Origin of the sequence: Sphingopyxis sp. RIFCSPHIGHO2_12_FULL_65_19, assembly GCF_001830555.1 — a bacterium.
Taxonomy (GTDB): Bacteria; Pseudomonadota; Alphaproteobacteria; order Sphingomonadales; family Sphingomonadaceae; genus Sphingopyxis.
In genome coordinates, this window is the sequence record NZ_MIAM01000056.1 from 1 (window position 1) to 23,299 (window position 23,299).

Below are 23,299 nucleotides of genomic sequence, written 5' to 3' on the forward strand. Positions count from 1 at the left end.
CATGGCTGAACATTTTTCTCTCCCTTTTTGGTTGCGAATCGAGACCGAAACCTTGCCAGCCTTGTCAGCGGAAGACCACCGTCTTGCGTCCGTCGATCAGCACGCGCTGTTCGGCAACCCAGCGCACCGCGCGGGCCAGCACCTGCGCCTCGGTGTCGCGACCGATGCGGATCAATTGCTCGACCCCGTCGCGGTGGTCGACGCGTTCGACCGCTTGCTCGATGATCGGCCCTTCATCGAGGTCGCTGGTCACGAAATGCGCGGTCGCGCCGATCAGCTTGACCCCGCGCTCATGCGCGCGGTGATAGGGTTTGGCGCCCTTGAAGCCTGGCAGGAAGCTGTGGTGGATGTTGATGCAGCGCCCCGAAAGCTGCGCCGACAGATGCTGCGACAGCACCTGCATATAACGGGCGAGCACCAGATATTCGGCGCCCGCATCGGCCATGATTTGCAGGATCGCCGCTTCCTGCTCGGCGCGGTTGGCGTCGGTCACGGGCAGGTGATGGAACGGCACCCCATGCCATTCGGTCAACCGCCGCTGATGCTCGTGGTTCGACACCACCGCCGCGATGTCGATCGCCAGATTGCCGGTCGACCAGCGATGGAGCAGGTCGTTCAGGCAATGGCTGCCCTGCGACACTGCGATGACGAAGCGCGGCTTGACCCGACTGTCGCTGATCCGCGCATCCATCGCGAAACGCTCTACCACGGGTGCAAAGGCGTGCTGCACAGCAGCCAAATCGTCCGGAAAGCGCGGACCCGCGCCGCGAAATTCGACGCGCATGAAAAAGCGCCCCGAATCGAGGTCGGCATATTGCTGGCTGTCGAGGATGAAGCCATCGCGTGTCGCAAGCAGCCCCGTGACCGCGGCCACGATGCCCACCGCGTCGACGCAGCTGAAAGTCAGGACATAGGGTCCGGTCAAATCCTCATTCCCCTCGCTCAACAATTCCGTATGTCCCCAAATTCCATGTGCCCCCGCGACGGCGGGGACACTCCAGCTTATCGTCGCTTCGCTGCGCGCTTCAGTAAACCACCACGCTGCGGATGCTTGTCCCCGCATGCATCAGGTCGAACCCCTTGTTGATCTCTTCCAGCCCCATGACGTGGGTAATCATCGGGTCGATCTCGATCTTGCCGGTCATGTACATGTCGACGATCTTCGGCACGTCGGTGCGGCCCTTGGCGCCGCCGAACGCGGTGCCGCGCCAGTTGCGCCCGGTGACCAGCTGGAACGGCCGCGTCGCGATTTCCTTGCCCGCCTCGGCAACGCCGATGATGATCGAGGTGCCCCAGCCGCGGTGGCACGCTTCGAGCGCTGTGCGCATCACCTCGGTATTGCCGGTGGCGTCGAAGGCGTAATCGGCGCCGCCGTCGGTCATCTGCACGATCGCGGCAACCGTGTCTTCGCGGCTCATGCCCTTGCTATTGAGGAAGTCGGTCATGCCGAACTTACGGCCCCATTCTTCACGGTCGGGGTTGATGTCGACGCCGATGATCTGGTTCGCCCCCGCAAGCCGCGCGCCCTGGATCACATTGAGGCCGATGCCTCCAAGCCCGAAGACGACGACATTGTCGCCGACCTGCACTTTTGCCGTGTTGATGACGGCCCCCACCCCGGTGGTCACGCCGCAGCCGATATAGCAGCTCGACTGGAAGGGCGCGTCCTGACGGATTTTCGCGACCGCAATCTCGGGCAATACGGTGAAGTTCGAGAAGGTCGAGCAGCCCATATAATGGAAGATCGGCTGGCCCTTGTACGAAAAGCGCGTCGTGCCGTCGGGCATCAGCCCCTTGCCCTGCGTGGCGCGGATCGCGGTGCAGAGGTTGGTTTTGCCCGACAGGCAGCTTTTGCACTGGCGGCATTCGGGGGTGTAGAGCGGGATCACATGGTCGCCCGGCTTCACGCTGGTAACGCCCGCGCCGACCTCGCGCACGACGCCTGCGCCTTCATGCCCCAACACGCTCGGGAAGATGCCCTCGCTGTCGAAGCCGTCGAGCGTATAGGCGTCGGTGTGGCAGATGCCCGTCGCCATGATCTCGACCAGCACCTCGCCGGCCTTCGGGCCTTCGAGGTCGAGTTCGACGATTTCGAGCGGCTTCTTCGCTTCAAACGCAACGGCGGCGCGGGTCTTCATGCGAGCACTCCTGCAATATCTGTTGTTCCGCCTGTTACACCGATCCAAAGGCAGATAAAGGGGCCAATAGGCAATATATTATCCCCAAGGTGAAACAATGAGCGCATGGGACGGCATCGACGAGGTGGTTGCAATCGCCGACGCGGGCAGCTTCGTCGCCGCCGCGACGCGGCTCGGTACCTCAACCTCGCACATCAGCCGCGCCGTGATAGCTCTCGAAAATCGCATCGGCGCGCAGGTTTTCGTGCGCACGACGCGCCGCGTCGTTCCGACCCCGGCGGGGCGCACGCTGATCGAACAGTTCCGCAGCCTGATTGCGGCGCGCAACGACGCTCTCTCGGCGGTCGGCGACGATGGTGTGCCGCGCGGCGAGGTGCGGATGACTTGCTCGATCGCGATGGGCGAGCGTTTCGTCGCACAGATCGCCCGTGATTTTGCCTTCGCCTATCCCGATGTGACCGTGACGCTCGAACTCACCAACCGCGTCGTCGACCTGCTCGCCGAGGGGTTCGACCTCGCGATCCGCACCGGCACGCTGCCCGATTCAGGCCTCGTCGCGACGCGCATCGCCTCGCGCAGCCTCCACCTCTGCGCCGCGCCCGCCTATCTGGCGCGCGCCGGAACCCCAACGTCGATCGACGATCTTGCCCGCCACGAATGCCTGCTCGGCACGGCCCCCGCCTGGCATTTCCGCGCAAACGGCAAAGACGTGACCCACCGCCCCGCCGGCCGCTGGCGCTGCAACAGCGGCACCGCGGTCACCGAAGCCGTGCTCGCGGGCCATGGCTTATGCCAGCTTCCCGATTTCTACGTGATGCCGCATCTGCAAAGCGGCGCGCTCGTCTCGCTCCTCGACCCGCTCCGTCCACCGGAGGAGCCGGTGTGGGCGGTCTATCCACAGCGGCGGCATCTGCTGCCAAAAGTGCGGCTGTTGATCGACAAGCTGCGCGCGGAGTTGCCGGAGGCGTTACGGCGGAGTTAGGCTACATACGTGTGCAATGATTCGTGGCTTAGTTCAGCCAGCCGTCAATCCATCATCAGCGTCGGCAATCCAAGGAAACTCGACCGAAGCCTCCCGCTTCGCCGTTCCAACACTGTCGAAAATCCCCGACGGTTGTCCCGGTGACCAGTATTCCATGTGAAGATCATATCTGGACTGTCATCGACATAGAATTTATCATGAGAATATTCGTAGCGCCCATCTGATCGTTGAAAAATGCTGACCCGACTGCGGCCGTCCGGCGCTAGGATGTATTGGACGACCTCGCTCATCAAAGCTGAGTAAAGGGACTACACGGTTTTCGCAACAATACGCGCCTCTCAACACTCCACCACACTAACCGCCAGCCCGCCCTTCGACGTTTCCTTATATTTGTCGCGCATGTCGCGGCCTGTTTGCAGCATCGTCGCGATCACCGTGTCGAGGCTGACGACATGCGTGCCGTCGCCGATCATTGCGATGCGGCTCGCGTCGATCGCCTTGATCGCGCCCATCGCATTGCGCTCAATGCAAGGGATCTGGACCAGCCCGCCAATCGGGTCGCAGGTGAGGCCAAGGTTATGTTCCATGCCGATCTCGGCGGCGTTTTCGACCTGTGCGTTGGTGCCGCCGAGCGCTGCGGTCAGCCCAGCCGCCGCCATCGAGCAGGCGACGCCGACCTCGCCCTGGCAGCCGACCTCGGCGCCCGAAATGCTGGCGTTGCGTTTGTAGAGCGCGCCGACCGCGCCCGCCGCGAGCAGGAAGGTGCGCACCCCCGCATCGTCGCCGCGGTAGCCGCGCCGGTAGAAGCGGATCACCGCGGGGATGATCCCCGCCGCGCCATTGGTCGGTGCGGTGACGACCTTGCCGCCCGCGGCATTTTCCTCGTTCACCGCCATCGCCCACAGGTTGATCCAGTCCATCATCGCGAGCGGGTCGGTCAGATTCGCCTCGTGGCGGTTGCGGATGTCGTCGGCGATCTGCGGCGCGCGGCGCTTGACCTTCAGCCCGCCGGGCAAGATGCCGGTGCTGCAACAGCCCGCATCGATCGACGCATCCATCGCGGCGGCGATCGCGTCGAGCCCTGCATTCACTTCGTCGAGGTTGCGGTGCGCCAGCTCATTCTCAAGCATCATTTCGGCAAAGCTGTTGCCCGACGCCGCGCCCATTGCGAGCAGGTCGGCGCCCGAGGTGAAAGCGAAAGGCAGACTCACCTCATCCTCGGCGCCGCGGCTGTTGCGTCCCGCCTCCTCCTCGTCGACGACAAAGCCGCCGCCGATCGAGAAATACATGCGCTTCGCCAGGATCTCGCCATCGGCGTCGCGCGCAGAGAAACTCACCGCATTGCTGTGGAACGGCTGGCGCTGGCGCATCTGGAAATGCAGGTCGCTTTTCGGTTGAAAGCGGACGCGCTGACGTCCGAGCAGGTAGAGGAAACCTTCGCTGGTCGCGCGGTCCCAATGCGCCTTGATCGCAGCCAGGCTGGTCGAGGCGGGGATTTCGCCCGCCAGCCCCGCGACAATCGCAGTGTCGGCGGCGTGGCCTTTTCCGGTCAGCGCGAGCGAGCCGTAGAGGTCGGCCTCGACATGCGCGGTCCGGGTCAACAGCCCCGCCTCCTCGAGCCAGACGGTAAACCGCCGCGCCGCGACCATCGGGCCCACCGTATGCGAGCTGGAGGGACCGACACCGATTTTGAAGAGTTCGAACAGGCTGATCGTCATGGCGCGCCTATAGGCGAGGAGACAGCGTGACGATAGCGGCCAATAGCTGCCGCCAAAAATCCGTGTTCCCCCGCGAAGGCGGGGGTTCATCTTCCGGTCGGCGCAATTTGGAACCGGCCGGAGATGGGTCCCCGCCTTCGCGGGGACACACGGCCTTTTCCTTGAAGAATTTTTACGCCGGATAGGTCCAAGTGCCTTCGCGCGCGAAATTCGCCGCGGCAAAATCCCAGTTCAGCAGTTCGTCGACCACCGCGTCGACATAGGCCGGGCGCAGGTTCTTGCGGTCGATATAATAGGCATGTTCCCACACGTCGATGACGAGCAAGGGCTTGATGCCCGCGGTCAACTCGGTGCCCGCGTCATGCGTGTCGGTGACCGACAGCGTGCCGTCGCGCGAGACGAGCCAGGCCCAACCCGATGCGAAATGATTGACGGCGGTTTCCTTGAGCTTTTTCTTGAGGTCGGCGAGCGAGCCGAAGTCCCGGTCGATCGCCGCGGCCAGATCGCCTTTCGGCTCCGTCTTCGCGGGGCTCAGGCTTTCCCAGTAAAAGGCATGGTTCCACGACTGCGCCGCGTTGTTGAACAGGCCCTTGTTGCCCGATCCTTCGGCGTGGTGGACGATTTCTTCGAGCGGCTTGTCGGCCAGCTCGGTGCCCTCGATCGCGGCGTTGACCTTGTCGACATAGGCCTTGTGGTGCTTGCCATGGTGCGTCGCCAGCGTATCGGCCGAAATATGCGGCTCCAGTGCGTCCTGGGCATACGGCAGGGGAGGATGGGCGATCGTCATGGCAGTCTCCATATTGTTTTGGGGTGTTTGCGGCCTTTAACTCGGTATCGTGTGCGAGGGTTGCAACCCCGTGACCGGGAATTTTTGCTGACTGACTCGATCAAAAAACCCCGTGCATCCCCGCGAAGGCGGGGATGCATCTCCGGTCGGCGCCATTTTCAACCGGCGGGCGATGGGCCCCCGCCTTCGCGGGGGCTCACGGCTTATACTCGAAAATCACGTCACCATCGCCAGCAACGTCGCGATCCGGTCGGCTTCCTCCGCCGGCTTGTCGCGCCGGATGCGCGAAATGCGCGGAAAGCGCATGGCGAGGCCCGACTTGTGGCGCTTCGACGCATGGATCGAATCGAAGGCGACTTCGAGCACGAGCGATTTTTCAACCTCTCGCACCGGGCCGAAGCGGTTCAGCGTGTTATCGCGCACAAACTTGTCGAGCCACTTCAGTTCCTCGTCGGTGAAGCCCGAATAGGCCTTCCCCACCGGCAGCAATTCGCCCACGTCGCTCCAGCAACCGAAGGTATAATCCGAATAGAAGCTGGCGCGGCGGCCGTTGCCGCGCTGCGCATACATCATCACGCAATCGGCGGTGAGCGGATCGCGTTTCCATTTATACCACAGCCCCGCGCGGCGCCCCGCAACATAGGGCGCATCGCGGCGCTTGAGCATCACCCCTTCGATCGCGGCATCGCGCGCACCCGCGCGGCGGGTCGCAAGGTCGTCGAAATCGGTCGCGTCGATCACCTGCGACAGGTCGAAATGGCTGTCGGCGAGGCGCGGGACGAAGGCTTCCAGCTGGCGCCGCCGCTCGGTCCACGGCAGACCGCGCAGGTCATTGCCGTCGACCGCCAGCAGGTCGTAGACGCGGACGAAGGCCGGATAGTCGGCGAGCATCTTCTTGGGCACCGTCTTGCGCCCGAGCCGTTGTTGCAGGGCGTTGAAGCTTGCGGCTTCGCCGCCCTGCGCATCGCCGCGGACGAGCAGTTCGCCGTCGATCACCGCATCCTGATCGAACGCCGCGACCAGTTCGGGGAAAGCGCCGCTGATCTCCTCGCCGCCGCGGCTGTAGATGCGCGTCTCGCCGCCGCCCCCCTTACCACCGCGCACAATTTGCACCCGGATGCCGTCCCATTTCCACTCGGCGGCATAGTCGGCGAGGTCAACGCTCTCCTCCTCCAGCGGATGCGCGAGCATGAAGGGGCGGAAGAAAGCGACGTCCTTCAGGTCGGGTCGCTCCGCCCGTCCCTCACCCCACGCAAACAGCGGCGCGTAGGGCGGCGCGATCGCGTGCCACAGCTCCTCGACATCGTCGACCGGCACGTCGAACGCCTGCGCGAACGCCTGTTTCGCAAGCCGCGCCGACACCCCGACGCGCATCCCGCCGAGCGCAAGCTTGAGCAAGGCGTAACGCCCATCGGCATCGAGGCGGTCAAGGAGAGAGGCGGCGACGGCGGGGGCGTCGCTGCGAGTGGTAGCTGCCAGCGCATCGACCGCTTCGGAGACAGTTAAGCCCCTCCCCTTCAGGGGAGGGGTTTGGGCTGCGGGCTCGATACCTTGTGCAAGGCCGATGGCCCCCACCCCCAGCCCCTCCCCTGAAGGGGAGGGGTGAAAAGGTTCGGGCCACAGCAGCGCCGCCGTCTCTGCCGTATCGCCGACGAAATGTCGCGACAGGCGGAATAGCTCCTCATCGACGCGGGTCGCCAGCAACGCCCGCACCGTCCCCGCCTTGACCGCGGGAAAATCCAAACTCTCGGTCAACGCGGCGATCGCCCAGCCGCGATCGGGATCGGGTGTGTGGCGGAGGTAATCGACGATCAGCGCGAGCTTGCTGTTACGCGATCGGGTGTAGATCAGCCGGTCGATCAGGGCCGCGAAACGCTTCACGCCTCTTCTTCCAGATCGCGTCCGACCAGATGCAGCGCTCGCGCCTTGCGCTGATGCAGTTCGCACCAGCGGAGCAGGCCGTCTTCGCTGCCGTGGGTGATCCAGCTTTCTTTCGGGTTCACCTCACTGATCGTCCTCGTCAGCTCGTCCCAGTCGGCATGGTCCGAAATGACGAGCGGCAATTCGACCATCCGTTGCCGCGCGCGCTGGCGCACGCGCATCCATCCCGACGCCATCGCGGTGACGGGATTGGGCAGCCGCCGCGACCAGCGATCGTTGAGCGCCGAAGGCGGCGCGAGGACGATCTGTCCCGCCATCTCGGCCTTGTCGGTTTCGCTGACCAGCCGTAGCTCGCCGAGATCGACGCCGTGCACGGTATAAAGCTGGCACATCTTCTCGAGCGCGCCGTGGATATAGATCGGCGCGCCCCATCCCGCGCCGCGCAATTCGGCGATTACGCGCTGCGCCTTGCCCAGCGCATAGGCGCCGACGAGCACGCTGCGATCGGGTTCCGCGCGCACCGCGCCGATCAGCTTCGCAATCTCGTCGGCGGTCGGCGGGTGGCGGAACACCGGCAGGCCAAAGGTCGCCTCGGTGACGAATATGTCGCACGGCACCACCTCGAACGACGCGCAGGTCGGGTCGGGCCGCCGCTTGTAATCGCCGGTGACGACGATGCGCTCGCCCGCATATTCCATCAATATCTGCGCGCTGCCGAGCACATGCCCGGCGGGATGGAAGCTGAAGCGCACCCCGCCGCACTCGAACCCGTCGCCATAGCCGAACGCCTGATTATGGCTCGCTGCAACATCGACGCCGTAACGCAGCGCCATGATCGCCAGGGTTTCCGGGGTCGCGAATACCGCGTCATGGCCGCTGCGCGCATGGTCGGCGTGGCCGTGCGTCACCGCGGCGCGCGGGGCGGGGCGCGAGGGGTCGATCCACAGGTCGGCGGGCTTCACATAGATGCCGCTCGGGTGCGGCTCGATCCAGGACTTGGCCTTCGCCATCAGGCGGCGAGTTTCCGTGCACGGATGAGATCAGCAACGAACATTACCCGCTCCTCAGCGGCGCGCTCGCGGTCGGGAAGCCGCAACAGGAAGGACGGATGGATCGTCGCGATCAATTTGCTGCCCCCTTCCAGTTCGTGCACCGCACCGCGCATCGACTTGATGCTCGCGCTCTTGCCCATCACGCCGCGCAAGGCGCTGGCGCCCAATGTCACGATCATGTCGGGCTGAACGAACGCGCGTTCCTTGTCGAGCCACCAGCGACAGATGTCGATCTCGCCCGTCGTCGGATTCTGGTGGAGGCGGCGCTTGCCGCGCGGCTCGAACTTGAAATGCTTGACTGCGTTGGTCAGGAAAAGCCGCGCGCGGTCGAGCCCCGCTTCCTCCAGCGCCTCGCTCAGCAGCTGTCCCGCAGGGCCGACGAACGGCCGCCCCTGCAAATCTTCCTGATCGCCAGGCTGCTCGCCGACGAGCATGATCCGCGCGCGCTCCGGCCCCTCGCCCGCCACCCCCTGCGTCGCGTTGCAATAGAGCGGGCAGCGCGTGCAGCGGTCGACCGCGCGCGCCAGCTCGCCCAGCGTCTTTGCATCATCGTCGAGAGCCAATTCGTCAGGCACGCGCGTCCGCCATTTATCGGTCAACGGGTTCGCCAGAGAAACGGCCGCTTCGCGCATCCGTTCCACCCGCGCCTCGGCGCCCGCGAGCAACGGCGCGATATCTTGTGCTTCGGGCAAATTATGCCAGTATTTCTTCGGCATCTCGGCGCGCATCGCGTCGATCTTCACCCGCGCGGGATTGAAGATTGCGCCATAATAGGTGCGCCACTGGTCCTCGACGACATCGCTGTCGGGCACGTCCTGCTTCATGCCGCCCGGACCATAAGCGAGCGTTTCATCGTGCCAGATCGCGCGCGCGTCGGGCGTCACGATCGCCCAATCCATCCCGTAAAAGCGCCGCTGGAAAAAGGGTGCGGTCAGCCGCAGGATGCGGTGCGTCGGCTCGAACCACGCCGCGAAACGTTCGCGCCCTGCCTCCCCGCCGAGGCGGCGAAAGCGCACGAAGGCGTGCATCTTGTGCACGTCGCGGCGGATCGCCTTGTCCGCCCCCCGCAACCAGTCGACATCGCGGTCGGTCGTCCGCGCGAGCAACTGCCGGTCGCGCGCCGCGCGCCAGATGATGCGATAGAGCCGCGCGGGAACCTCCGGATCGCGGTGGCAGATGACGCGCTCGGCGATTTCTACGAGTTCGCGCGGCAGCGATGCTGCGCCTTGCCGCGTCGCCCCCGCCGCATCGCCGAACAAGGACGCGCCGTCTTCGCTCCCGCGCCAGCTCACCTCATCCGGAGGCACTCCGCCCGCGAGCAAGCCGCGCGCGGCCCGCCGCCATTCGGCGAAATCGCCGGGGGCCTGAAGCACGACCTCCCTCACAGCGCCAACGCCAATTGTTCGGGCGGCGGCGCAAAACGCGCCCGGAGGTCGGCGCTGTCGGTCAGCATTCCCGGCCGCCAGTCGGGCGTGACGATGAAGGGTAGCAGCTTTTTCACCGATGCGGTCAGTTTCGCGAGGTCCGTCAGCCGCAGCTTCGTGAGCCGCCGCCCCGCAACGATGCGGTCGACCGCGCGTGTGCCCAGCCCCGGCACGCGCAGCAACAGTTCGCGCGGCGCGCGGTTGATGTCGACCGGAAACACCTCTCGCCGCTGGAGCGCCCAGGCGAGCTTGGGATCGATGCTGAGGTCGAGCATCCCGCCGTTCGCGCCCTCCATGATCTCGGCGCGCGCGAAGCCATAGAAGCGCAGCAGCCAGTCCGCCTGATACAGCCGATGTTCGCGCATCAGGGGCGGGCGCACCGGCGGCAGGTCCTGGCTTGCGTCGGGGATGGGGCTGTACGCCGAATAATAGACGCGGCGAAGCTGGTAGCCCGAATAGAGGTTCGTCGCGGTCTTCAAGATATCGTCGTCACGCGCCGCATCTGCCCCGACGATCATCTGCGTCGATTGCCCCGCGGGCGCGAAGCGCGGCGGCTTCGCCTTGCCGATCAGCCGGCCCCTGGTTGCCTCGATCGCCTCCTCGGCGCCGACGCGCACCGACGCCATCGTCTTGCGGATCGTCTCCGGCTTTTTTTCGGGCGCGAAGCTTTGCAATCCCGCCTCGGTCGGCAGCTCGACATTGGTGGACAGCCGGTCGGCATACAGCCCCGCGAGCGCGATCAGCCCGGGATCGGCGCCCGCGATCGTTTTCAGGTGGATATAGCCGCCAAAGCGATGTTCTTCGCGCAAGATGCGCGCGACCTCGACCAACTGCTCCATCGTATAATCTTCGGACCGGATGATCCCCGACGACAGGAACAATCCCTCGATATAGTTGCGCTTGTAGAAATCGAGCGTCAGTCGCACGACCTCCTGCGGACTGAAGCGTGCACGCTCGACATTGCTCGACGCGCGATTGATGCAGAAACGACAATCATAGATGCAGAAATTCGTCAGCAGGATTTTGAGCAGCGATATGCACCGTCCGTCGGGGGCATAGCTGTGACATATCCCCATGCCTTCGGTTGATCCGATGCCCTTGCTTGCCACCGAATCGCGCTTCACCGTCCCCGACGAGGCGCAGGACGCGTCATATTTCGCCGCATCGGCCAGGATGCGCAGCTTTTCCAGAATCGGTTTGGCGGACATTCCTCATGGCTAGCACGAGAACATAAGAAGAACAATATTCTGAGCCAGGGTCAGGCCTCGCGCCACCGCGCGGGCATTGCGATTTCGCACACCAGCCCGCCCGGCTCCCAACGGCGGTCGATCGTGCCGCCCAGATTGTTGCGGACGCTGCGTTCCATCAGCATGGTGCCAAAGCTGGTTCGGTCGGGCGCGGTTACCCCGCTGGCTCCCGTCTCGGTCCAGGTCAGCCGGAACATCCGCGGCTCGCTGCCTTCGGCATCCTGCGACCAGCGGACGTCGACGCTGCCGCCTTCGTTGGTCAACGCACCATGTTTGACGGCATTGGTCGACAGTTCGTTAAAGGTCAGCGCCATTGCGACGAGCGCATTTTCGGGGAGCAGCAGGTCGGGCCCCGACCAGCGGATGCGCGGAAAGGCCGCCTCGACCTCGCGCATCAACGCATGCATCGAACCCGTCATGAAATTGGCGCCGAGCAGGACATTCTGCGCGCGGTTGAGCGCGTCGAGGCGGCTGTTGATCCGCTCGACATAATCGTCGACGTCGCGCGCAGCATGGCGAGTCAGCGAGATGATCGCGCTGACCGTCGCGAACAGGTTGCGCATCCGGTGGTGGAGTTCGCGCATCAGCAGATTGGCGTTTTCCTGCCGGCTCTTCTGTTCGGTGATGTCGATGCTGATCCCGGTCAGCCGCGCCTCGTCGAGCCTCACGTCCCAGTCGCCGCGCGAGGCAATCCACCGCACGCCGCGTTCGGGATGCTGGATACGATGTTCGACCGAATAAGGGTTGCCGCCGGCCCGCGATTCTTCGAGCGCGACGATCACCCGGTCGCGATCGTCTGCGGGTATCCGCGCCAGCACATCGTCAGCGGTGATCAACGCATGATCATAATCGGCCCCGAACAATTCGGCCACGGCGCCGTGCCAGTGCATCCCGTTGGTGTTCGGGTCGAGTTGCCATGTCGCGATCCCCGAAAAGTCGAGTGCGCGTTCGAGCATCCGCTGCGCTTCGTCGCGCTCGGCGACAACGCGGTGCAGGTCGGCCTCCGCCATGATGATGCCGGCAAAATCTTCGAGCCGCTCCAATTCGGTGTCGCTCAAGCCCTCGCGTTCGTCGCGGTCGATCAGGCACAGCGTGCCGAGAATGGCGCCATTATAGGCGCGAAGCGGCACCCCGGCGTAAAAGCGGATATAGGGTTCGCCGGTGACCAGCGGATTGTCGTGGAAACGCGGATCGCCCAGCACGTCGGTGACGATGACCGGGCGATCTTCGGCAATGACATATTGGCAGAAACTCCAGTCCCGCGGCGTTTCACGCGTGTCGAGGCCGTAGGAGGATTTGAACCACTGACGGCAATCGTCGACCAGCGACACAAGCGCGATCGGCACGCCGTAGAGATCCGCAACCATTTTGGTTACCCGGTCAAAACCAGCCTCCGGCGGGGTATCCATGATGCGATATTCGCGAAGCGTGTCGAGACGGCGCCGTTCGGCGCCTGACGCCCCATCGTCTCCGCCGTCCGCCAAGATCCACCCCTCGCTGCTGCGCGATGCCGCTGCATCGTTCCTGTCCCCGGGGCGCCGCTCTGCCATGAAAATGGTCCCTAAAAAAGCATCGTTGCTGCGTAGCAGGAAAGTGGTGATATTCCACTGACTTACATTGCAGCTCATCGCGTCCCGGCTGACTCTACGCATTGCGGCGCGACAAGTTGCAGCCCTTCGACGGGCTTTTCGGTGCGAAGGACGGGAACCGACCCACGCCGAAACGCGTATCACTCGTTCAAAGAGGGAGGACAATTGATGACATTGGGTGACGAAATTCGCGGGCACCTTCCCTATCTGCGACGCTACGCGCGCGCGTTGACGGGCAGCCAGCAGCATGGCGACAATTTCGTGCACACCACCCTCGAAGTGATCGTCGCGGCGCCCGATGAATTTCACGACGGCAACGACACCCGCATCGACCTTTACCGCAATTTCCACCGCATCTGGGAAAGCGCCTACATCGACGATGGCGAAGGCAGCGACGATGGCGAGCATCCGCTTGTTCGCGCCGCCAACCAGCGCCTCGCGCAGATCACGCCGCTCGGTCGGCAGATATTGTTGCTCACCGCACTCGAAGGCTTTTCGGTCGAAGAGGCCGGGCTGATCACCGGCACCGACAGCGCCACGGTCGAGACATTGCTGGCCGATGCCGTCGGCGACCTCGACCGCGAATCGCGCACATCCGTGCTGATCATCGAGGACGAACCGCTGATCGCCATGGAACTGGAACAGATTGTTCGCGACCTCGGCCACCGGGTTGCCGGCATCGCGACCACGCATGAAGACGCTGTCGCCGCTTTCGAGGCCACCGATGCCGGGCTGGTCCTGGCCGACATTCAGCTCGCCGACGGGTCATCGGGAATCGACGCGGTGCAGGACATATTGGCGATTGCGCCGGTGCCGGCGATTTTTATCACCGCCTTTCCCGAACGGCTGCTGACCGGCGGGCGGGTCGAACCGACTTTCCTGATTTCAAAGCCGTTTCGCGAAAACACCGTGCGCGCGGCGATCAGCCAGAGCCTGCTCTTCACACCGCAGCTTGCGGCGTAAAATCTGATTGGCGGCACCAGCCCGCTCCCCGGCGAACGCCGGGCAAAAATGCTCAGTCCCCGGCCGACCCATTGGCGGTCAGCTGGTCGACATTGTCCATGATCGTGCGGAACGCCTCGCTCGACGGCACGACGTCGGCGCTGCGCCGCGGCATTTCGCCGCCGTCCAGCAACGCCTGGAGCGCCGCACGGCCGCGCGACACGCGGCTTTTCATGGTGCCGACCGCGCAGCCGCAGATGGCGGCGCCTTCTTCATAGGATAATTGCCCGGCGCCGATCAGCACCAGCGCCTCGCGCTGGTCAACGGGGAGCATCAGCAGCGCGCGCTGCACATCGGCGAGGTGCAGGCTGTCGTTCTGGTCGTCGGGCGCGACGAGCAGCCGCTCGGCCGCCATCTCGTCATATTCGGCAGTGAATTTCTTGCGCCGCATCTGCGACAGGAAACAATTGCGCAGGATGACGAAGGCCCAGCTTTTCATGCTGGCAGGGCCCGGCACATATTGCGCGCGCGCCTTCCACGCCTTCAGCATAGTTTCCTGCACCAAATCGTCGGCAAGGTCGGCGTTGCCGGTCAGGCTGCGTCCGAACGCGCGAAGATGCGGCAGCATGGCCGCCAATTCCTGCTTGAAGCTGGCGTCGTCGAGCGGTTGAGGCGTTACAATATTAATATTACGGCCTTTGTCTGAACGCCTGGCATCACTGGTCGGATACTGGCTTAGCGCGCTGTGATTTCATTGCAAGGGTGCCCGTCGACTAACGAACGAGCGCCGACGGCGGGGCGACGACGACAGACGGCTTCACGGTCGGCACAAGAAGGTAAATGGTCACGCTCCGGCTGTCGGCCCTATGGCCGCCATGATGTGACCCCTCACATCGCCCTGATTAGGCCCGCTGTGGCTTCTTGGCAACGCGTTCGTCGCAAAAAACAAGCTGTGCGGGAACCCGAAGCCATCTTCCTCGTTGCTTCGGCATGGCTACGCAAGGCAACAACAGGAGCAACGGCAAAGACGGCCCGCCCCCCACGGCGGAGGCGCCGCGCCGCTCGCAAGGCAGCTTCCCCGGCACGAACGGCGACGAGTGGCACCGCACGCTGACAGGGCGGCAGTCGCCCGAGCCGGTCAGCGCGAAATTGCGCATGATCTACGGCAATATCGTCGCCGAACAATTGCCCGACAACATGCTCGATCTTCTTTCCCAGCTCGATCAGAAAAGCCCGAAGCAATAATGACCGAAATCCCCGCTGCGTCGCAGCCGCAGGCCGACACCCTGTCGGACAGCGAATTCAAGACGCTGCTGGCCGGCGTCATTCCGCATTTGCGCGCTTATGGCCGCAGCCTGTCGGGCAATCCCGACCTGGCCGACGACCTGACGCAGGACACGATGGTCAAGGCGTGGGCGTCGCGCGAGCGGTTCGAGCGCGGGACGTCGATCAAGGCATGGACCTTTGTCATCCTGCGCAACACCTTCCTGTCGCAAATGCGCCGCAACAAGTTCGTCGGCGAATATGACGAAACGGCGGTCGAACGCACCATGTCCACCCCCGCAAGCCAGGAGGACAGCGGCGAGATGGCCGACCTCCAGCGCGGATTGATGGAATTGCCCCAGGACCAGCGCGAGGCGCTGATCCTCGTCGGCGCGGGCGGGATGTCCTATGAAGAAGCGGCGAGCATCTGCGACTGTGCGCTTGGCACGATGAAAAGCCGCGTGTCGCGCGCGCGCGCCGCGCTCGAAGAGATTATGAATAGCGGCCAGTTTTCCCAAAAGCGCGCCGACGCCCCGCCCGCAAGCGAGGCGGTCGATGCCATCATGGACAGCGTCGAGACGATCACCGCGCGGCGCGAAGCGGCGAGCCGCTGAAGGCGCCAAGCCCCTCGACTTTACAGCGCCGACGCGCCAGATTGCAGGTATTCCTCTTCCCAGCCAAGCGAGCCCCTGCCCGATGACAAACCTGCCCCATCTCGCCCTGATCGCCGCACTTTCACTCGCCGCCTGTTCGGTCGCGCCGACCTCGACCGAGGCCGCGCCCGCCGACGCCGCCAAGCTCGACGCATCGGGCGATCACCCGGCGACCCCACTTGCCGACGCGCCCTTCACGGTCAAAGAAATCGCCAGCTTCGACGAACCCTGGGCCATGACCTTTGTCCCCGGCACGCGCGCCGCGCTGGTCACCGAACGATCGGGCAAGCTGAAGCTGTGGCAGGAAAGCGGCCCGACGCTCGACGTCGCGGGGGTTCCCGCGGTTGCTTATGGCGGCCAGGGCGGGCTGGGCGACGTGATCGTCGCGCCCGATTTCGCGACCAGCGGAACCGTTTACCTGAGCTGGGCCGAAGCCGGGCCGGACAAGACTTATGGCGCAGTCGTTGGCAAGGCGACGCTCAAACAAGGGGCAGCCCCGTCGCTGGAAGGGCTCCAGATCATTTGGAAACAGGAGCCGAAAGTCACCGGACAGGGCCATTATTCGCACCGCCTGACCTTCTCGCCCGACGGCAAATATCTGTTCATCGGGTCGGGCGAGCGCCAGAAATTCACCCCGGCACAGGATATGACCGCCAATTTGGGCAAGGTCTTGCGCCTCAATCCCGACGGCAGCGTTCCCGCCGACAATCCCTTCGTCAGCGAAGGCGGGGTCACCGCCCAAATCTGGTCGCTCGGCCACCGCAATATCCTCGGCCTGACGTTCGATGGCACCGGCAAGCTGTGGAACCAGGAAATGGGTCCGAAGGGCGGCGACGAGGTCAATCTGGTCGAGGCCAAGGCCAATTACGGCTATCCCATTGTGTCGAACGGCGACCATTATGATGGGCGGGATATTCCCGACCATCCGACGCGCCCCGAATTTGCGGCGCCGAAACTGTGGTGGAACCCCGCAATCTCCCCCGGCGGGCTCGCCTGGTACGGCGGCGACCTGTATCCGGGCTGGAAGAACAGCCTGTTGATGGGCGCTTTGTCGGGAGAAGGTCTGATCCGCATGGCCGTGGATGGCGACCGGCTTCACAAATCCGACCGATGGGATTTCGGCACCCGCATCCGCGAGGTCGAGGTGCGCGACGACGGCTCGGTCTGGCTGCTCACCGACGGCGACGACGGAAAGCTGGTGAAGCTGATTCCGAAACGGTAAGGGCGGCCGCATGATCCGCGGTTTCCTGACCCGGCGCGCCGAATGGCCCGCGCGCATTCCCGATCCCGACGCGCTGCCGCCGCTGGCATTGCTGTGGCGCGAGATCGGGTCGCTGGCGCGCGCGGTCGGCGGCCGCATCCGCCCGCTGCCGCCCGAACCCAACCCCGACAGCGCGCATCCGCCGGTGATGGTGCTGCCCGGCTTTCTGTCGGGCGACTGGGCCACAAAGGCGCTACGCGCCGACCTTCGCCGCGCAGGCTTTCGTTGCTACGCCTGGGGCCTCGGTTTCAACCGCGGGGCGACCGCCGACATCATCGACCGCATCGACACACGCGTCCAGTGGATCATCGACCGCACCGGCTATGCCCCCGCGCTGGTCGGGTGGAGCCTCGGCGGCATCTATGCGCGCGAATATGCCAAACATCATCCAGGCAAGGTCGCGCGCGTCGTCACACTCGGCTCACCCTTTTCGGGCAGCCGCCGCGCCAATCGCGCCTGGCGGCTCTATCACCTTGTCGCACGCCACCCCGTCGACAATCCGCCGATCGACTTCCATCCCGCGCCGCGCCCCGAAATGCCGACCTTTGCACTGTGGTCGAAACATGACGGCGTCGTCGCGGTCAGCAGCGCGCGCGGACTGCCGCACGAAAGCGACCGCCAGGTCGAGGTCGATTGCGGCCATATGGGCTTCGCTTATGCCCCGACCTCGGTCGCCGCGATCGTCAAGGCGCTGACCGAAGAGGTCGGCGTCGACGCACCGGATCAGCAGACGTCTATGCGATAGGCCGGCGCCGCGCGCCACGCCATCAGCACTCGCCCCGGCCGCTTGCCCGGACGCCCGGTCGATACAAAGCCGATGCGCCGCAGCAGCGCGCGCGAGCGTTCGTTATCGGGGTGGCATTCGGCGACGATCGCGCAGCCCGGCCGCGACGCGGCGAGCGCCTCGACGACCGCGCGCACCGCCTCGGTCGCGATGCCCTTGCCGCGCACGCGCGCCGCGAACCAGTAACCGATCTCATACTCCTGACCCACGCGCCGGTGCACCCCGATCACGCCGTTGAGGTCGAGGCCGCTGGCGTCGCGCACCGCGTGAAACACGTCGCCGCCGCCTGATTTGGCGATCAGCGCACGCGCATCGGCTTCGGTGAACGGCGCGGGCAGGAAATGGACGCGCGCGGTCACCGTCTCGTCGGTGATCGCGGCCAGCGCGCGCGCATCATCGGCAAACAGCGGCGTGATGCGGCAATGGTCGGTCGACAGGGCAAGCAAGGTATCGGTCATGTCGCGTCTTCTTCAAAAAGCGCACGCCGTGACGGGAGGTTTGGTGGTGTGATGATGACCATTCGCCTGTCCGAACACGGCGGCGATGGTCACAGGTGATGCCATGCCGCTCCTATGTAAAGGAGCGCCAATACGCCTTGAATCGGGTGGATCGGTCGTTGGTCATCGCCGCCGTGGCTAAACGCTCCGCCGCCGCCGGTCAATCCCGCACCTTGACGTTGGCATTTCTCGCACTATTTGAAGTTACATGAAACGCGACAGCCGACTTTCGGGCGTGCTCCACGTCCTCCTCCATATGGCCGAGCATCGCGCCCCGATGACCTCGGAGCAGCTTGCGAAGGCGATGCAGACGCACCCCGTCGTGATCCGCCGCATCTTGGGCGGACTGCGCGACGGGGGTTTCGTCCATAGCGAAAAGGGCCATGGCGGCGGCTGGACGATCGCCCGCGATCTCACCGCCATCACGATGCGCGACGTCTATGACGCGATCGGCCGGCCCAGCCTGATGGCGATGGGCAACCGCACCGAGGCGCCCGGCTGCCTCGTCGAACAAGCGGTCAACGCCGCGCTCGACACGAGCTTTCAGGAGGCCGAGGCGCTGTTGCTCGCGCGCTTCGGCGACGTGACGCTTGCGCAGCTCGCCGCCGATTTCCACGCGCGCATGGCCGCGCGCTCCCTCTCCCCCACGACGCAGGAGCATATCCATGGCTGAAGGCGCCCAGCATTTCCTCGACAGCTTCAAGGACCCCGAAGCGGTCGCGCGCTATACGGACGGGCCGCGCCGTTTCGTCCCCGGCCTCGACGGGCTCCACCGCATGACCGGGCTGCTGCTCGCCGAGCGCGTTCCCGCCGACGCGCATATCCTCGTCCTCGGCGCCGGCGGCGGCAGCGAGATGAAGGCGATGGCCGAGGCGTATCCCGGCTGGCGCTTCACCGGCGTCGACCCGGCGAGGCCCATGCTCGATCTCGCGGCCAAGGTCATGGGGCCGAACGCGCACCGCGCCGAGCTGGTCGAAGGTCTGATCGACGACGCCCCCGCCGGGCCTTTCGATGGCGCGACCTGCCTCCTCACGCTCCATTTCCTCGACACCGAAGAACGTATCCGCACCGCCGCCGCAATCCGAGCGCGCCTCAAACCCGGCGCCCCCTTCGTCGCGGCGCACGGCAGCTTTCCGCAAGGCGCGGACGAACGCGACCGCTGGCTCGACCGCTACGCCGCCTTTGCCATCGCGTCGGGCGGTGAACCCGATCAGGTCGCCAAGGGCCGCGCAGCCGTCGCGACGCACGTGGCGATGCTGAGCCCCGAAGCCGACGTCGAGGTCCTGCGCGCCGCGGGCTTCACCGGCGTCGAACAATTCTACGCCGCGTTCACATGGCGCGGCTGGGTGGCATATGCGTGAGGGCGGGTTTGGACCGGAAATTTCTGTTCCCCGGCGAAGGGCGGGGTCCAGAGCGCACTAAACAAACGCCAGCTCTTTAACGCTCTGGGCCCCGGCCTTCGCTGGGGTACAAGATTGCGCTCGCGTCCGCTCTCCACCCCCAAACGGCCGATTCCCAAACCAGATCTCCGCCGATGATCCTGCACTTCGCTCCGCCTCGATCGTCGACGCCCACTTGCTCCACGCATAACTACAATATATTGCGCAATATATTGTATGATTCGCATCACAGGCAGGAAATCGGATGAAAAATACGCGCTGGCCCCTCCTACTCGCCGCCACGACCGCATGGCTGGCGACCGTTGCCGCGACGGACGAAGCCCCGCTCTCGGCCGCCGACCGGCGCGGGGTGGTGGAGCAGCTCGGCCAGGCGCTGGAGGCAAACTATGTCTACCCCGACAAGGCCAGGACGATCGCGGCGACCCTGCGCCGCCATCTCGACGCCGGCGATTATGATAGGGTGACCGACCGGCGCATGTTCGCGAGCGAATTGACCGACGATCTGGTCGCCGCGAGCAAGGATTTGCATTTTGCGGTCGGGGTCGATCCCATATGGGTCGCAGACTATGCCGCGAAACAGGACCCCGCGCGCGCCGCCGCGCTGCGCGAGGCCGAACGGCGCGAAGAGACGCGAAAAAATTTCGGATTTGCGGGTCTGCGCTATCTCGAAGGCAACATCGCCTATGTCGACCTGACGCATTTCGCCGACCCCGAACCCGGATATGATGCCGCCGCGGCCGCGATGCGCTTTATCGAGAATGGCGACGCGGTGATTTACGACTTGCGCTACAACAATGGCGGCTATCTGGAGATGGCCCAATTGCTCGCGAGCCAGCTCTTTCCGGGCGACAAGGATCAGGAGCTGTTCGATTATTATTACACGCTCGACGGCCGGCGGGTCGAGCGCGGCCAATGGGTGCTCCCCGCGCTGCCTTCAAAGCGGCTGACCGGCAAGCCCGTCTATGTGCTCACCGGATCGACCAGCTTTTCCGCCGCCGAATGGTTCGCCTATACGCTCAAGAAACTGGGCCGCGCGACGCTGGTCGGCGAACGCACCGCGGGCGGCGCGCATCCGGTCGACCGCAAACCCGTCGGCACCGACTTTTTCGTGCAGGTGCCGATCGGCCAGATCCGCGACCCGGTCGACCGCGGCGATTTCGAGGGGCAGGGCGTCACGCCCGATCATCCGGTCGCGTCCGCCGACGCGCTCGCCGTCGCGCACCGTCTGGCCCTTGCCGATCTCGCCAAGGCCGATCCGGCGAAACGGGCCGACGCCGACTGGTTCGCGCCCCAGCTTGCCGAACGCCCGCACCCAGACCCGGCCGCACTCAAGGCCATCACCGGCCGCTACGAAGGACGGCGCATCGACCTCGTCGCTGGCAAATTGCTTTACACCTGGCGCGACCGCTTCCGCCTGACGCTCGAACCGCTCGGCGGCGACCTGCTCGCGATCGAGGGCGTGCGCGACTTCCGCTTTCGTATCGTGCGCAAAGGCGGCAAGGTCGTCGCGCTCGAACGTATCGACCGCGATGGAACAACCCAAAGCTATGCCCGCCTCAACTGACATCTCGACCGACCTTGACGACATCTCGTTCCTCGGTCGCCTCAGCGAAGCGTTGAGCCAGCGGATCGAGGAACAGACGCGCCCGTTGTTTGACGACGCCGGCATCACAGTACCCGTGCGGTCCTGCTCGCTGCTCACCGCACTCAGCGAGGCCGGCGAAGCCTCCGCCGCCGACCTCGCGCGCGCGCTCGGCCAGTCGCACCAGCTGGTCGTCCAGAAATGCCCCGCGCTGCTCCGCCTCGGCCTGATCACCCAGCACGCCGACCCCGCCGACGCGCGGCGCAAGATTTTCCGGCTGACCGATGCCGGCCGCGACCAGCTCGCCCGCATCGACGCCTACAGCGCGCGGATCAGCGAGGTCTATCGCGCGCTCTTCGCAGAGGTCGGCGACGTCCACGGAACGATATTGAAGGCGCTGAATGCGCTCGACGCCAGGCCGTTGAGCGAGCGCATCGCAGGGTCGCGGACTGACTAGCCAGCAAACGGCGCCACCACCTCAGCCGTCACGCGCAGCGGCCGCCCGCTTGCCTTGTCGAGCAGCGCCCACACCGTTCGCGCCCGGACATGCACTTTGCCGTCCGCGCCGGTGAATTCCATGAAACGGTCGAACTTCGCGCCCTGCGGCTTGTCGGCGACCCACGTCCGCGCGATCACCGTCTCGCCGGGCCCGAGTGCGCGCAGATAGTCGATCTCGTGGCGCACCACGACCCAGATATAGGCGTCCTTGTGGCTCTGCGGCGCGGCGGCGTCCCAATGCCCCGTCGCAACCTGCTGGATCCACTGGACCCAGACGGCATTGTTGACATGGCCGAGTTCGTCGATGCTCTCGGGCGTCGCCGTGAGTTCGAGCGTGAACGCCCTCATGCGAGTTCGACGGTGGTCACCATATAACCCGCGTCGCGCAGCGAGGCGACGAGGCTGTCGAGATGCTCGCGGTCGCGCGCTTCGCACTCGATGTCGGTGATCAGCCCCTTGGCGGGCAGCGTCGTGAAAATGCGCTGGTGATAGATTTCGATGATATTGACCTGTTTCTCGTCGAACAGCTTCATCACCTTGAACAGCGCGCCCGGCCGGTCCTGCAACCGGATGCGCAGCCGCGCAATGCGGCCCGACCGCGCCAGGTCGCGCAGCAGCACATTCGCCAGCAACCGCGTGTCGATATTGCCGCCGGTCAGCACCAGCCCGACTTTTCGCCCGGCAAATTCCTCCGGATGCGCCAGCAGCGCGGCGAGCCCCGCCGCACCCGCGCCCTCGACCACCGTCTTTTCGATCTGGAGCAACAGGCTGACTGCGCGTTCCAGGTGGCGCTCGGCGACGAGCACGATGTCGTCATTGAGTTCGGCGACGATCTTACGCGTATAGGCGCCAGGCTCCTTGACCGCGATCCCCTCGGCCAGCGTGTCGCCCTCGCACGCCATGTCGACGCCGTTCAGTTCGGCATACATCGACGGATAGAGCTCGGCCTGGACGCCCACCAGGCGCATGTCGTTCTTGATCCCGCGCGCCGCGGTGCCCATTCCCGCGAGCAGCCCGCCGCCGCCGATCGGCACGATCAGCGTGTCGAGTTCGGGCACGTCCTCCAGCATTTCGAGCGCCACCGTCCCCTGCCCCGCCGCGACATGCGGATGGTCGAAGGGATGGACGAAGGTGAGGCCGCGTTCCTTTTCAAGATCGCGCGCATGGGCATAGGCGTCGTCGAACTTCTCGCCATGCAGAACGATCGTCGCGCCGTGGCTCGCGGTCTGCGATACCTTCACCTGCGGCGTTGTGCTCGGCATCACGATGGTGACGGGAACGCCCAGCCTTTTGCCATGATAGGCGAGCCCCTGCGCATGATTGCCCGCCGATGCCGCGATCACGCCGCGCGCGCGCGCTTCTGGGTCCATCAGCAACAGCGCGTTCAATGCGCCGCGTTCCTTGTACGCGGCGGTGAATTGCAGATTCTCGAACTTCAGCCACACCTCGGCGCCGACCATTTCGGACAGCGTCTGCGAATGGAGCGTCGGCGTCCGCACGACCGCGCCATTAATTCGCCCCGCCGCCGCACGCACATCGTCCAATGTGATCGCCGGAAAATCGGCGGCGGAGGTCAGGGTGAGTTGATCAGTCATAGCGGT

Annotated in this window: 23 protein-coding genes; 10 read left to right on the forward strand and 13 right to left on the reverse strand. The window is 65.1% G+C overall.

Annotated features, from left to right (window positions below; translation table 11 throughout):
• Positions 1 to 64 precede the first annotated feature (64 nt).
• Entirely contained in the window at positions 65 to 946 is an 882-nt protein-coding gene (gene purU / locus A3E77_RS15550) for a formyltetrahydrofolate deformylase (protein WP_293647571.1), read from the reverse strand.
• A 79-nt stretch (positions 947 to 1,025) separates the two neighbouring features.
• The gene (locus A3E77_RS15555; RefSeq protein WP_293647573.1) at positions 1,026 to 2,138 is read right to left on the reverse strand and encodes an S-(hydroxymethyl)glutathione dehydrogenase/class III alcohol dehydrogenase; all 1,113 of its coding nucleotides are present in this window, start codon (positions 2,136 to 2,138) and stop codon (positions 1,026 to 1,028) included.
• Between the two features lie 97 nt (positions 2,139 to 2,235).
• On the opposite strand from A3E77_RS15555, the gene A3E77_RS15560 reads away from it, so the two are divergent.
• Positions 2,236 to 3,120 carry a LysR family transcriptional regulator gene (locus A3E77_RS15560; protein WP_293647575.1) on the forward strand — a complete coding sequence of 295 codons (885 nt, stop codon included), beginning with the start codon at positions 2,236 to 2,238 and terminating at the stop codon, positions 3,118 to 3,120.
• Positions 3,121 to 3,458: 338 nt separating this feature from the next.
• Here A3E77_RS15560 and A3E77_RS15565 read toward each other — a convergent pair whose 3' ends face one another.
• The 7 genes from A3E77_RS15565 to A3E77_RS15595 all read right to left on the reverse strand — a co-directional run bounded on the left by A3E77_RS15565 (position 3,459) and on the right by A3E77_RS15595 (position 12,713).
• Positions 3,459 to 4,838 (reverse strand): L-serine ammonia-lyase, encoded by a 1,380-nt coding sequence (locus tag A3E77_RS15565; RefSeq protein WP_293647577.1) that lies wholly within the window; start codon positions 4,836 to 4,838, stop codon positions 3,459 to 3,461.
• 172 nt (positions 4,839 to 5,010) lie between these two features.
• Positions 5,011 to 5,625 (reverse strand): superoxide dismutase, encoded by a 615-nt coding sequence (locus tag A3E77_RS15570; RefSeq protein ID WP_293647579.1) that lies wholly within the window; start codon positions 5,623 to 5,625, stop codon positions 5,011 to 5,013.
• A gap of 216 nt (positions 5,626 to 5,841) precedes the next feature.
• Positions 5,842 to 7,506: a cisplatin damage response ATP-dependent DNA ligase gene (locus A3E77_RS15575; RefSeq protein WP_293647581.1), complete on the reverse strand. Its 1,665-nt coding sequence runs from the start codon at positions 7,504 to 7,506 to the stop codon at positions 5,842 to 5,844.
• Entirely contained in the window at positions 7,503 to 8,516 is a 1,014-nt protein-coding gene (locus A3E77_RS15580) for a ligase-associated DNA damage response exonuclease (RefSeq protein ID WP_293647583.1), read from the reverse strand. The genes A3E77_RS15575 and A3E77_RS15580 overlap by 4 nt, the downstream gene beginning before the upstream one ends.
• Complete coding sequence (locus A3E77_RS15585; protein ID WP_366652646.1) at positions 8,516 to 9,931, reverse strand: UdgX family uracil-DNA binding protein; 1,416 nt, start codon at positions 9,929 to 9,931, stop codon at positions 8,516 to 8,518. The genes A3E77_RS15580 and A3E77_RS15585 overlap by 1 nt, the downstream gene beginning before the upstream one ends.
• Positions 9,932 to 9,939: 8 nt before the next feature.
• The gene (locus A3E77_RS15590) at positions 9,940 to 11,190 is read right to left on the reverse strand and encodes a putative DNA modification/repair radical SAM protein (RefSeq protein ID WP_293647587.1); all 1,251 of its coding nucleotides are present in this window, start codon (positions 11,188 to 11,190) and stop codon (positions 9,940 to 9,942) included.
• Between the two features lie 50 nt (positions 11,191 to 11,240).
• On the reverse strand, positions 11,241 to 12,713 hold the full coding sequence (locus tag A3E77_RS15595; protein ID WP_293647589.1) for a sensor histidine kinase: 1,473 nt from the start codon (positions 12,711 to 12,713) through the stop codon (positions 11,241 to 11,243).
• Positions 12,714 to 12,986: 273 nt separating this feature from the next.
• On the opposite strand from A3E77_RS15595, the gene A3E77_RS15600 reads away from it, so the two are divergent.
• Positions 12,987 to 13,781 (forward strand): response regulator, encoded by a 795-nt coding sequence (locus A3E77_RS15600; protein ID WP_293647591.1) that lies wholly within the window; start codon positions 12,987 to 12,989, stop codon positions 13,779 to 13,781.
• Between the two features lie 52 nt (positions 13,782 to 13,833).
• Here A3E77_RS15600 and A3E77_RS15605 read toward each other — a convergent pair whose 3' ends face one another.
• Positions 13,834 to 14,448 (reverse strand): sigma-70 family RNA polymerase sigma factor, encoded by a 615-nt coding sequence (locus A3E77_RS15605; RefSeq protein WP_293647722.1) that lies wholly within the window; start codon positions 14,446 to 14,448, stop codon positions 13,834 to 13,836.
• Positions 14,449 to 14,750: 302 nt separating this feature from the next.
• Between A3E77_RS15605 and A3E77_RS15610 the strand changes: the two genes are divergently transcribed.
• The 4 genes from A3E77_RS15610 (at position 14,751) to A3E77_RS15625 (ending at position 17,682) form a co-directional block, all read left to right on the forward strand.
• Positions 14,751 to 15,005 (forward strand): NepR family anti-sigma factor, encoded by a 255-nt coding sequence (locus tag A3E77_RS15610; RefSeq protein ID WP_293647593.1) that lies wholly within the window; start codon positions 14,751 to 14,753, stop codon positions 15,003 to 15,005.
• Positions 15,005 to 15,637 carry a sigma-70 family RNA polymerase sigma factor gene (locus A3E77_RS15615; RefSeq protein ID WP_293647595.1) on the forward strand — a complete coding sequence of 211 codons (633 nt, stop codon included), beginning with the start codon at positions 15,005 to 15,007 and terminating at the stop codon, positions 15,635 to 15,637. Before A3E77_RS15610 ends, A3E77_RS15615 begins: the two co-directional genes overlap by 1 nt.
• Before the next feature lie 82 nt (positions 15,638 to 15,719).
• Entirely contained in the window at positions 15,720 to 16,898 is a 1,179-nt protein-coding gene (locus A3E77_RS15620) for a PQQ-dependent sugar dehydrogenase (protein ID WP_293647597.1), read from the forward strand.
• Positions 16,899 to 16,908: 10 nt separating this feature from the next.
• Complete coding sequence (locus A3E77_RS15625; protein ID WP_293647599.1) at positions 16,909 to 17,682, forward strand: esterase/lipase family protein; 774 nt, start codon at positions 16,909 to 16,911, stop codon at positions 17,680 to 17,682.
• Here A3E77_RS15625 and A3E77_RS15630 read toward each other — a convergent pair.
• On the reverse strand, positions 17,661 to 18,179 hold the full coding sequence (locus tag A3E77_RS15630; RefSeq protein ID WP_293647601.1) for a GNAT family N-acetyltransferase: 519 nt from the start codon (positions 18,177 to 18,179) through the stop codon (positions 17,661 to 17,663). The genes A3E77_RS15625 and A3E77_RS15630 overlap by 22 nt on opposite strands.
• A gap of 247 nt (positions 18,180 to 18,426) precedes the next feature.
• On the opposite strand from A3E77_RS15630, the gene A3E77_RS15635 reads away from it, so the two are divergent.
• The 4 genes from A3E77_RS15635 (at position 18,427) to A3E77_RS15650 (ending at position 21,657) form a co-directional block, all read left to right on the forward strand.
• On the forward strand, positions 18,427 to 18,891 hold the full coding sequence (locus tag A3E77_RS15635) for an RrF2 family transcriptional regulator (RefSeq protein ID WP_293647603.1): 465 nt from the start codon (positions 18,427 to 18,429) through the stop codon (positions 18,889 to 18,891).
• Positions 18,884 to 19,579 (forward strand): class I SAM-dependent methyltransferase, encoded by a 696-nt coding sequence (locus A3E77_RS15640; RefSeq protein WP_293647605.1) that lies wholly within the window; start codon positions 18,884 to 18,886, stop codon positions 19,577 to 19,579. Before A3E77_RS15635 ends, A3E77_RS15640 begins: the two co-directional genes overlap by 8 nt.
• A gap of 283 nt (positions 19,580 to 19,862) precedes the next feature.
• Entirely contained in the window at positions 19,863 to 21,182 is a 1,320-nt protein-coding gene (locus tag A3E77_RS15645) for a S41 family peptidase (RefSeq protein ID WP_293647607.1), read from the forward strand.
• Positions 21,166 to 21,657, forward strand: coding sequence for a MarR family winged helix-turn-helix transcriptional regulator (locus A3E77_RS15650; protein ID WP_293647609.1), 492 nt, complete (start codon positions 21,166 to 21,168; stop codon positions 21,655 to 21,657). Before A3E77_RS15645 ends, A3E77_RS15650 begins: the two co-directional genes overlap by 17 nt.
• Here A3E77_RS15650 and A3E77_RS15655 read toward each other — a convergent pair.
• Both A3E77_RS15655 and A3E77_RS15660 read right to left on the reverse strand, forming a co-directional pair.
• Positions 21,654 to 22,046, reverse strand: a complete 393-nt coding sequence (locus tag A3E77_RS15655) for an acyl-CoA thioesterase (protein WP_293647611.1) — start codon at positions 22,044 to 22,046, stop codon at positions 21,654 to 21,656. The genes A3E77_RS15650 and A3E77_RS15655 overlap by 4 nt on opposite strands.
• On the reverse strand, positions 22,043 to 23,293 hold the full coding sequence (locus A3E77_RS15660; RefSeq protein ID WP_293647613.1) for a threonine ammonia-lyase: 1,251 nt from the start codon (positions 23,291 to 23,293) through the stop codon (positions 22,043 to 22,045). The genes A3E77_RS15655 and A3E77_RS15660 overlap by 4 nt, the downstream gene beginning before the upstream one ends.
• Positions 23,294 to 23,299 lie beyond the last annotated feature (6 nt).

What these genes read in the sequence shown, in the direction of transcription:
- A3E77_RS15560 (WP_293647575.1), top strand. Translation starts at nt 2,236, where the DNA reads ATGAGCGCATGGGACGGCATCGACGAGGTGGTTGCAATCGCCGACGCG.
- A3E77_RS15630 (WP_293647601.1), bottom strand. Translation starts at nt 18,179, where the DNA reads ATGACCGATACCTTGCTTGCCCTGTCGACCGACCATTGCCGCATCACG.
- A3E77_RS15555 (WP_293647573.1), bottom strand. Translation starts at nt 2,138, where the DNA reads ATGAAGACCCGCGCCGCCGTTGCGTTTGAAGCGAAGAAGCCGCTCGAA.
- A3E77_RS15635 (WP_293647603.1), top strand. Translation starts at nt 18,427, where the DNA reads ATGAAACGCGACAGCCGACTTTCGGGCGTGCTCCACGTCCTCCTCCAT.
- A3E77_RS15640 (WP_293647605.1), top strand. Translation starts at nt 18,884, where the DNA reads ATGGCTGAAGGCGCCCAGCATTTCCTCGACAGCTTCAAGGACCCCGAA.
- A3E77_RS15565 (WP_293647577.1), bottom strand. Translation starts at nt 4,838, where the DNA reads ATGACGATCAGCCTGTTCGAACTCTTCAAAATCGGTGTCGGTCCCTCC.
- A3E77_RS15620 (WP_293647597.1), top strand. Translation starts at nt 15,720, where the DNA reads ATGACAAACCTGCCCCATCTCGCCCTGATCGCCGCACTTTCACTCGCC.
- A3E77_RS15655 (WP_293647611.1), bottom strand. Translation starts at nt 22,046, where the DNA reads ATGAGGGCGTTCACGCTCGAACTCACGGCGACGCCCGAGAGCATCGAC.
- A3E77_RS15615 (WP_293647595.1), top strand. Translation starts at nt 15,005, where the DNA reads ATGACCGAAATCCCCGCTGCGTCGCAGCCGCAGGCCGACACCCTGTCG.
- A3E77_RS15650 (WP_293647609.1), top strand. Translation starts at nt 21,166, where the DNA reads ATGCCCGCCTCAACTGACATCTCGACCGACCTTGACGACATCTCGTTC.
- A3E77_RS15590 (WP_293647587.1), bottom strand. Translation starts at nt 11,190, where the DNA reads ATGTCCGCCAAACCGATTCTGGAAAAGCTGCGCATCCTGGCCGATGCG.
- A3E77_RS15645 (WP_293647607.1), top strand. Translation starts at nt 19,863, where the DNA reads ATGAAAAATACGCGCTGGCCCCTCCTACTCGCCGCCACGACCGCATGG.
- A3E77_RS15600 (WP_293647591.1), top strand. Translation starts at nt 12,987, where the DNA reads ATGACATTGGGTGACGAAATTCGCGGGCACCTTCCCTATCTGCGACGC.
- A3E77_RS15660 (WP_293647613.1), bottom strand. Translation starts at nt 23,293, where the DNA reads ATGACTGATCAACTCACCCTGACCTCCGCCGCCGATTTTCCGGCGATC.
- A3E77_RS15610 (WP_293647593.1), top strand. Translation starts at nt 14,751, where the DNA reads ATGGCTACGCAAGGCAACAACAGGAGCAACGGCAAAGACGGCCCGCCC.
- A3E77_RS15570 (WP_293647579.1), bottom strand. Translation starts at nt 5,625, where the DNA reads ATGACGATCGCCCATCCTCCCCTGCCGTATGCCCAGGACGCACTGGAG.
- A3E77_RS15625 (WP_293647599.1), top strand. Translation starts at nt 16,909, where the DNA reads ATGATCCGCGGTTTCCTGACCCGGCGCGCCGAATGGCCCGCGCGCATT.
- A3E77_RS15580 (WP_293647583.1), bottom strand. Translation starts at nt 8,516, where the DNA reads ATGGCGAAGGCCAAGTCCTGGATCGAGCCGCACCCGAGCGGCATCTAT.